This window comes from Flavobacterium sp. LC2016-23, from assembly GCF_009674775.1.
Classification (GTDB): domain Bacteria; phylum Bacteroidota; class Bacteroidia; order Flavobacteriales; family Flavobacteriaceae; genus Flavobacterium.
Window position 1 is genome coordinate 1 of the sequence record NZ_WKKE01000044.1, and the last position, 8,409, is coordinate 8,409.

The window sequence follows — 8,409 nt, forward strand, 5'->3', positions numbered from 1 at the left end:
TGAAAAAAGGGTCCAACTTTAATTAAAAAGTCAAACCCCGTTATTTTTAAACTTACACACTTTTTAGGACAGTGTCTCTAAAAATATTGTCAGCTTTAAATAAGTTTTTTGCCTCTCTATTGCTACCATCCCTTATATGCTAAAATAGATTGATTTTAACTATTCTTGTCTTCCATTAATTATAGTATATTTGTATATTGCTAGAAAATACGTCTTAAAATTAATTTTATAATTGTTCTTAATTTGGAATTGCCAGAAAAATCTTTTGAAGAAATTAAACATTTAGTCCCAGAAATCAATTTGCTAATTTTAACTGCAAATGACATTGAAACATTTCATGTTAGACAAGCATTAAAACCGTTGGATAGTTTTGAAAATGTTATAAAAGTTCCACATAAAATGCAAACTTATTTTCTTGGAGTGTTTGGAGAATATCAAGCAGTTCATGTACAATTGGGAAAAATGGGTTCAATTGGAGATTCTGCGTCTATTGTAACGGTTATGAATTCTATAGATATTTGGAATCCGAAGGCAGTAGTAATGATTGGTGTTGCAATGGGAGCTGATGAAAAGAAGCAGAACATTGGGGATGTACTAATTTCAGACACGATAATATCTTATGAGAGCCAACGTCTTGGTGAATTAATTACCCAAAGAGGGGCTGTGGTGGAAGCAGGTTCTATATTGTTGAATAGATTTAAAAATTTAACTAATTGGTCTAATCCAATTGACGATGGAAAGTTTTCAACAAAAATTCATGGACAAATTTTATCAGGAGAAAAGTTAATAGATAATTTAATTGAAAGAGATAGATTACTGGAAAAATACCCTCAAGCAGTAGGAGCTGAAATGGAAGGTGCGGGAGTTTATACAGCTTGTAGAAATACCAGCTTAACTGAGTGGATAATAGTTAAGGGAATTTGTGATTATGGAGATGGAAATAAAAGTTTTAATAAAGTTCAGAGACAAAATCTAGCCGCTCAATGCGCAACGTCATTAACTGAAAAAGTTTTTATGTCTAGGGTTGGATTTATTGATATAGGTTTACATCCAGTCGCAATTCAAAGTACTAAAACAACAGAAAATGATATTGAACAATCGGATAAATTTGAAGAAGAAATTATAGCAATAGTAGAGTCAAATCATAATCTAGAAGATATGCATTCCGCAGTTCAAATAACAGTATCAGCATTTTTGGATCTAAATTCGTACGAGAAAGCACAGGTAATTAATGATATGGGATTTGATCTGTCCGATTTTGTTAGTTTGAGTGGACACGAATTGGATAAACAATTTTTCAATCATGTTAAGCAAAAAGATTTGTTATCTGAACTATGGAATGCTATTAATAAATTAAAACCTTTTACTAATAACCAAAACCCATTTTAATGAACCAAAATTATAAATGCGCTGATTTTTTTCCAACATGGTATAAGACCATTGATCCCTCACCAACAATTGAGCTAGTAAATAAAAGGATAGATGGAATAAATGCTATCATCAAACTAGAAAATCCTGATTTATGGCTTGACGTTGTTAAAATTGCTAATGGTGATAAGGAATACAGAGTAGAAGGGGCAACTTTAGTTGTTAATAAATTTAAAGAATTTGATATATCGTTTCCAATTATATCAAATGAAAATATTTTGAAGGTTTTATCGCAAATATCTCTTTGCTTTTTGTTTGAATCTGGTAATAAGTATAGTCAATGTATTAGTATGGCTGTTATTAATTCAAATTTCTTCGAACAAAATGAGATCAGCGAAATTCCTTTTTGTGACTATGCAGTACAAAAAATTAAGCTGAAGGATAATTACGAAACAGGAGTTATATCTGAAATAGAGGAACAGCTGTTTCAAAAGGAAGTAGAAATGGAGGATAATTACTACGAGGAAGAGGAAGAAGAGGAAGAGGAAGAAGAAGAGGAAGAGGAAGAGGAAGAGGAAGAGGAAGAGGAAGAGGAAGAGGAAGAGGAAGAGGAAGAAAAATCTCTTACGACGCAAGACTCTTTTAGATTAATTAAGATGGTAAATTATCTTGCGAAAGAAAATAAGAAAATTAAAGAGGAGTCCAATGTTCTGTGGTGGTTATTTGGTGAATATAGTACATTGGGGAAAAACTACTTTAGTGATATTAGTATTCCTAAAGTGGTTATGATTACTGCTCAGGAATTAGTTGACTTAACTAGTAATACAGGGTATCTTCAATCTGCAAAACATATTTTATCCAAAGCAATAATCGTTTCGAATAAAGGTAAATCTAAATTTAAGGAAATTAGTATTGCAGAATCATTATTGGAATCTTCCATTGAAACAAAGAACAAGCTGCTGTCTAAGGGGGATTTAGGATTGTTAACGCCAATTTTGTACAGCGTAAAAGTAAGTAAACAAAGTGAACAGCCTGAGGTTTGGAAATCGATTTGTCATCAGAAACTTGGAAGTGGTAATATAGAAAAAAAATATATGCCTATAGAAATTGCTTTTCAATTGTACAAAGAAATCATTTTTTTGAATTTATTAGCAAATTTAAGAAATGAGTGATGTAAGAGCGTGTGTGCAAGCTGGATGTAATGTCCGCGAAGATGGAAGTTGCTTAGAAGGATTGGAGCATCTCGAGTGCCCACATTTTTATTGGAGCGAAGATGATGAAGAAATTGAGCAAGATATTGATTCTGAAACTCCATCTGTAGTTGTGAAAAATAGCAATAAAATAAATGTTTTTGAAGGGGCTGAATTGAGTGTTGGGGAGATTTCCTCAATTACGCATAAATATTCCTGTGGATTAATTGTAATATTAGGAGACCTTGGTTGCGGAAAAACTACTTTGCTGGCAACTATTTTTGATCTTTTCCAAATAGGATACTTAAAGAATTATTTATTTGCAGGTTCGATGACTCAGAAAGGTTTCGAGCTAAGATGTCATCTTTCACGAATGCTGTCTGGAGGGACTAAACCAGAAACAGAGAGGACTAAAACTCGCGAGTTTAAGATATTACATATTGGAATTAAAAGTGTTGAGCATTCTTTCGTTAAACATTTTCTACTTTCAGATATATCTGGAGAAACAATTCAAGAAGCGAGGAACTCTAGTTCAACAATGAAAGAACAGTTAAGCATAGTAAAATTGGCAAATCATATAATCTATATTATTGATGGGGAAAAACTTGCCGGTTCACTGAGAGCTTCAACGATTATGGATTCGGAACTTTTTATCCAGTCAGCATTAGATAATAATATTTTTACTAGAGAAACGATTTTAAATATTTTGATATCAAAATGGGATATGCTAGAAAATAGTACATCATTTAATCTAGAATCAGTATTAATAAATAAAATAAAAAATCGTTTTGAATCTAATTTAAACGCAATCAATTTTAAAAAAATTGCTTCAAGACCTGCTCAGGAAAACTCGTCGAATATTGATCTAGGATTTGGTGTAGAGGAGTTAATTAACGATTTCATGATAAGACCTACAATGCAGAAGAAACTAAATTTGCCGATGGAAAAGTCGGATCGTTTTATAGAAAATTATAAAATTAGGGGAAATGAGTAATAAAGGAATATTATTTTCAGGACTTCCCGGATCAGGAAAAACTACATATCTCTCAGCTCTATGGTATTTTATATTTAATAATAGGATTGATATTGGATATACATGCGACAGTCTAAAGGATACAGAACTGACATATCTAAATTCTATAAGCAAAAGCTGGGCTAGTTGTTCAAAAGTTATTCGTACTAATCAAAATAAAATTGAAATGGTGGATCTTAAAATGATCAATACTGTTTCTAAGGAGTCAATTACTTTAAAGATTCCTGATATTTCAGGAGAAACCTTCAACTCAATATTTAGAGATCGTGAATGGTTTGAAGAATTTGATTATTTGATAGAAAATGTGGATGGATTAGTATTATTTCTTGATCCAAATGATAAAAAAAATAAGCCTCAATTAATCCATCAGGTCAATGAAAGTTACAGAATTTTTGATGCTGCTTTAGTAAATGATAATCCTGAGTTAGCGTGGACAGAAGAGTTGGTTCCTAGTCAAGTTAAACTTGTTGATTTTCTACAGATGCTTGACTTTCATAAGCCGAATTCAATTAAGAAGATTTCTATAATTATTTCATGCTGGGACTTAGTGCAATCTAGTACGGAACCCGAAATATGGTGTAAAGAAGAACTACCTTTGCTGTATCAATATCTATCAGCAAATACGGAGATTTTTACAACAAAGTATTTTGGTGTAAGTTCGCAAGGAGGTACATACGAAAATGATCAAATAAAAGACAAGTTATTGGCTATAGAAGACCCCTTGGAACGAATTAGTGTTACTGATGGTGTAACGATTTCTAATAATATTTTAAGTCCATTACTTTGGATAACTGATGAGGATAAAAATTGAACAAACATTACATGGCTATCAAAATGGGCATGAATTATTAATGTCATCTTCGGCACTATCTAGTGATGCGAAGAAGGTTTTATTGGTGCAGAGTGACTTATCAGGATCAAACATTGATGAAGGATTTAAAATATACATTAGTGGATTTCCATTAGCAACACATTATGCTTTTAGCAAAACATGGTATGCCGATGAAATGCAGCGACCTGGATGTGTTTGGACACATACCTTGCTTATATCATTCGCTGACCTTGGTAAAATTCCCGATTTAGATCAACTTTTAACTTACTTTCGAAGACCTGAAAAAAATGATTATTTTGCTTATTCATCTTCAATTTTTATTGAAAAAGAAGATCTGAAAAATTCAAAGGAAATTTTTGATAATACTATTGAGGTAATCCCAGTGCTGGATGCATTATATGATCACCCTGAAAAAACAGTACTATGTCCAGCATATAATTCGGTAGATTATGAAAGAAAAATAGTTCAGATTTGGAGTAATCAATGGCCTAGATTAAGGAGGAATTTTTCCTTTTGTTCAGGTGCGTTAAATTTAAAAATTCTGGAAGGGGTGGAATTTGATTTGCAGATTGTTCCACAAAGATCGGTTAGCGCAATTGAAAAACAAAGTACAGGAAGTATTACAATCTCACAAAAGGTAAATTTAGAAAACAACTGGATTGCGCTTTTTAATAATATTTCTAAAAATAAATTGCGTAAGTTTCTCTGGTTATATGGTTCGGATGTGAAAGGATTACGGAAAAATTACAAACCACTATTGGAACTTCTGGAGATGACGGAATGTAATAAGCCAGATGTTGAAAGAATTATAAATATAATATATAAATCATTCGAAGAGAAGGAAGGTTTTCTTCTAAAAAATGAAATGTATAATAGCAGAGGTTTATTTAATATTAATGAACTACAAGTTTTGAATTATTTAATATCAGATCATCAACATTATCCTGAAAAAGGTTTTATAAATGAAAAACTAGTTACTGCATTAAAAGAAAACAGGATTAGTGTGAATGAGTTTTTTGATTTTTATATGAATTCTGCACCTGAGCTATTAGATAGCCGTTTATTAGAAAATGTTTCGATAAATTCCAGCGATTTAATTGATCTTCTTAAGCGCGACTCCAGATTAATCAATATATTCTCAGGCAAAATTCCTGAAATTGCAACTGTAGATGAAACTTGGTATTTGCCAATTGAAACTCAGCGAATTCTTATTGAAATTCTTGAATATTCGCAAAATGTTAATTGGGAAGATACCATAAAAGCAATTCTAAAATCCAATAGCTCGATAATATTTAGTTTATTAAAAAATAGTGATTCAAGAATTTATATAGTTCTGAAATTTTTCAATAACCGTGATTTTTTAATGTCTACAGATATTCAATCGTATATCTTTGGAAGTAAAGTTATTGTAAAAGATTTTATTTATAAGAATATCTCTGCGCTTAGTTCTCAATTTTGCTCTAAAATTTTTGAAATTTACAATTATAACGAATTGATTTCTTTAGAACTAGATTCAAAAAGCTGGCAGATTATTTATAAAAAACTTATTGATGAAAATGTAAAAATTTATGCTTCATGTATTTTACTTTCATTAGGTTTTAATCGTAAAATTTCAAATCCCGCGTTAATCGTTTCGGAATGTTTTAATGATGTTTACTTTTATGCTAGAATCTCTAAAATTGATTATAATATTTGGAAGTTTATTCCAATAGATAAAGAGATGCCGGATGAGGAAGATTCTATATCGTCAATTTTAAATTTTTTGTTTTTACCAAAAAAGAAAGAGGTTCCTAATTGGGATTTTTGTGAATTATTAATACGTACTTTGGTAAATAAGTTTATTAAGTTTAATTGGCCGCAACAGTATTTTTTAGATAGTCTTAAAATTTTTGAAACTACAAAAAGTGCATTTAGTTATGCATTGGGTTTTAAGAAAGGTCAAAAATTTTTAAAAGATCTTTTGATGAATATAAAGAAAAACAAAGTTAAAAAAAGCAGCCATCATATTCAATTAATTGATTCGCTAAAAAGACATTTGTAAAATGTTAAAAGAACTTTTTTTTTGATTTTCTTCTGCCTACGAGTTCCGAGTAAAAAGGCAGCAAGATATCGGTTGTGATACAACCGGACATCTTGCCGATTGCAGGAACGCTGCAATCTTTGATTTTAAAAATCCTTGAATATTTATTAAAGTCAGAAAATTATATATTTAAAATAAATAATATGAAATCATATAAAGCGACTTAAATTAAGGATATATAAATGATTTTGCCATAGATATATCATAGATTCGCGACTAAAAAGTGGTAGATTAAGGATTATTATTAATTATTCAATACTATTAATTTCTATTTCGGACAGTTTTGGCTCTATTAAAGTTTTTAAGTTTTCATTCAAAAAATTCTCATACAATAAATTATTTTCTGGAGTGAAATTTAACCCTTTATTTCCATTTTTAGTAATTTTACTCTTATCATATGTTTCCATTAGTTTATTATTAAAATTAAGTATATCCACAATTGAACTTTCTGAAAAAGCTAATGCAACGCCAACTTTAAAATCTATTTTTTTTTGAGTGCTTTGTGATAAAAATTTAGCATCACCTGCAAAGCCGAAACCTTCGATTTTAGTGGCCTTAGTAACACTTTTAAAAACTTGATGTTCAATCGCAATAACACTCGCAACTTTTAGAACTGCAAATACTGTATTAGCTGGCAATTTTGGGTTATCTTTTTTTATTTTTGCAACTCGCTCATCAAATTTTTTCCAATTAATTTCGCCGTCGACTATACTTGTATGAGATGTTTCTGTTATCGAAAAATTAACTTCATCCGAATTGGCCATCCCAGCAGATATGAAACTTAAATACGAAAGATTTACGGCAATATCTTTTTTGAGTAGATCAGAAACCAATAGCGTTGGTTCTTGCTTTATTTCAGGAAGTTTCGAATTATTAACAAGAACTTTATTTCCCAAAATTTTCACATTATAACTTTTACCATCAGTTTTAGGAATTAACATTATTATGCTACCTGGTAAATCGTTTACAATATGTCTTTGTAAAATTCCTTGTTCTAACTCAACAATGTCTAGCCAAACATTTTTCGCTACGTTACTTTGAGAAAATCCTTTAAAAAAGGATAAAATCAACAGCCCGATAATTAATAACTCTTTTTTCATAATATAAAAATTTAAAGATTAAGTGTTAAATTGACTACAAAATATTATAACTTGCTTATAATTAAGTTCTTTTGATAATGCTCCAACTAAAATTTTATCCATTTTAGTGAATGGTGCTCTTTTACCACGACATCATTATTTTGAGCAATCTTGATCTTCTTCTGATTAAAATGATTCTGGACTACACATTGTTGTATTATCATCAATTGCAGCAATATTGAGAATTTTTAGCATTTTTAAAATTGCACTTTGATAATTTAAATCTGCTTTTTAAATGTCTAATAAATAGATTCTCAAATTACTTAAAGATAATTTTTTCTAAAGTGTTGTCATTTTGGTTAACATTCGGATACTACTAACAAAGCTAAAGAAAGTTCCGAAATGAAAAACCAGTATAAATACGTGTTGTGTATCATTGGAGGTGCAAACAAAAATTGAAGATAAAGTTAAGAGTATATTTTGCGCCCTTAATTACTATTTTATGTTCAAATTAAAGTATTCCAAAAGAAAAAAAGTAAGCAAATTTATGGGACACCTAGCTCTCCGAAGTTTTCTCATGAAATGCTGGCAAATGTCTCTGACTTTGCGCAATTTTTTTGATGTTCTTGTGAAAACTAAGCCTGATAAAAGTCTCAGACTTTTTACGTTTTAGTTTAAACAAAAAAAGCTCCAGATTTCTCTGAAGCTTTTTGTCTTAGTAGTTCGCCGCGGCGAAGACTCGAACTTGTGGGATCAAAGCATATTGTTGTGGGGAAATATTAAAATCTAGATATTTGTATTTCCAAATTATACCCCAGTGCAAGATT

At 30.5% G+C, this 8,409-nt stretch carries 6 protein-coding genes; 5 read left to right on the forward strand and 1 reads right to left on the reverse strand.

From position 1 onward, the window contains the following. Positions 1-243: 243 nt before the first annotated feature. The 5 genes from GJU43_RS22525 to GJU43_RS22545 are packed head-to-tail and all read left to right on the forward strand — an operon-like array spanning position 244 to position 6,464. Positions 244-1,389 carry a hypothetical protein gene (locus GJU43_RS22525; protein ID WP_154344154.1) on the forward strand — a complete coding sequence of 382 codons (1,146 nt, stop codon included), beginning with the start codon at positions 244-246 and terminating at the stop codon, positions 1,387-1,389. Next, positions 1,389-2,540 carry a GTPase-associated system all-helical protein GASH gene (locus GJU43_RS22890; protein WP_195760090.1) on the forward strand — a complete coding sequence of 384 codons (1,152 nt, stop codon included), beginning with the start codon at positions 1,389-1,391 and terminating at the stop codon, positions 2,538-2,540. The genes GJU43_RS22525 and GJU43_RS22890 overlap by 1 nt, the downstream gene beginning before the upstream one ends. After that, positions 2,533-3,552 (forward strand): hypothetical protein, encoded by a 1,020-nt coding sequence (locus GJU43_RS22535; protein WP_154344155.1) that lies wholly within the window; start codon positions 2,533-2,535, stop codon positions 3,550-3,552. Before GJU43_RS22890 ends, GJU43_RS22535 begins: the two co-directional genes overlap by 8 nt. Beyond that, positions 3,545-4,402, forward strand: a complete 858-nt coding sequence (locus GJU43_RS22540; RefSeq protein ID WP_154344156.1) for a hypothetical protein — start codon at positions 3,545-3,547, stop codon at positions 4,400-4,402. The genes GJU43_RS22535 and GJU43_RS22540 overlap by 8 nt, the downstream gene beginning before the upstream one ends. Then, the gene (locus GJU43_RS22545) at positions 4,386-6,464 is read left to right on the forward strand and encodes a hypothetical protein (RefSeq protein ID WP_154344157.1); all 2,079 of its coding nucleotides are present in this window, start codon (positions 4,386-4,388) and stop codon (positions 6,462-6,464) included. Before GJU43_RS22540 ends, GJU43_RS22545 begins: the two co-directional genes overlap by 17 nt. A 287-nt stretch (positions 6,465-6,751) precedes the next feature. On the opposite strand, the gene GJU43_RS22550 is transcribed toward GJU43_RS22545, so the two are convergent. Continuing rightward, positions 6,752-7,603: a hypothetical protein gene (locus tag GJU43_RS22550; protein ID WP_154344158.1), complete on the reverse strand. Its 852-nt coding sequence runs from the start codon at positions 7,601-7,603 to the stop codon at positions 6,752-6,754. Positions 7,604-8,409: the final 806 nt, after the last annotated feature.

Excerpts from the sequence above, each read along its gene's own strand:
- GJU43_RS22890 (WP_195760090.1), top strand. The coding sequence starts at position 1,389 with ATGAACCAAAATTATAAATGCGCTGATTTTTTTCCAACATGGTATAAG.
- GJU43_RS22535 (WP_154344155.1), top strand. The coding sequence starts at position 2,533 with ATGAGTGATGTAAGAGCGTGTGTGCAAGCTGGATGTAATGTCCGCGAA.
- GJU43_RS22540 (WP_154344156.1), top strand. The coding sequence starts at position 3,545 with ATGAGTAATAAAGGAATATTATTTTCAGGACTTCCCGGATCAGGAAAA.
- GJU43_RS22545 (WP_154344157.1), top strand. The coding sequence starts at position 4,386 with ATGAGGATAAAAATTGAACAAACATTACATGGCTATCAAAATGGGCAT.
- GJU43_RS22550 (WP_154344158.1), bottom strand. The coding sequence starts at position 7,603 with ATGAAAAAAGAGTTATTAATTATCGGGCTGTTGATTTTATCCTTTTTT.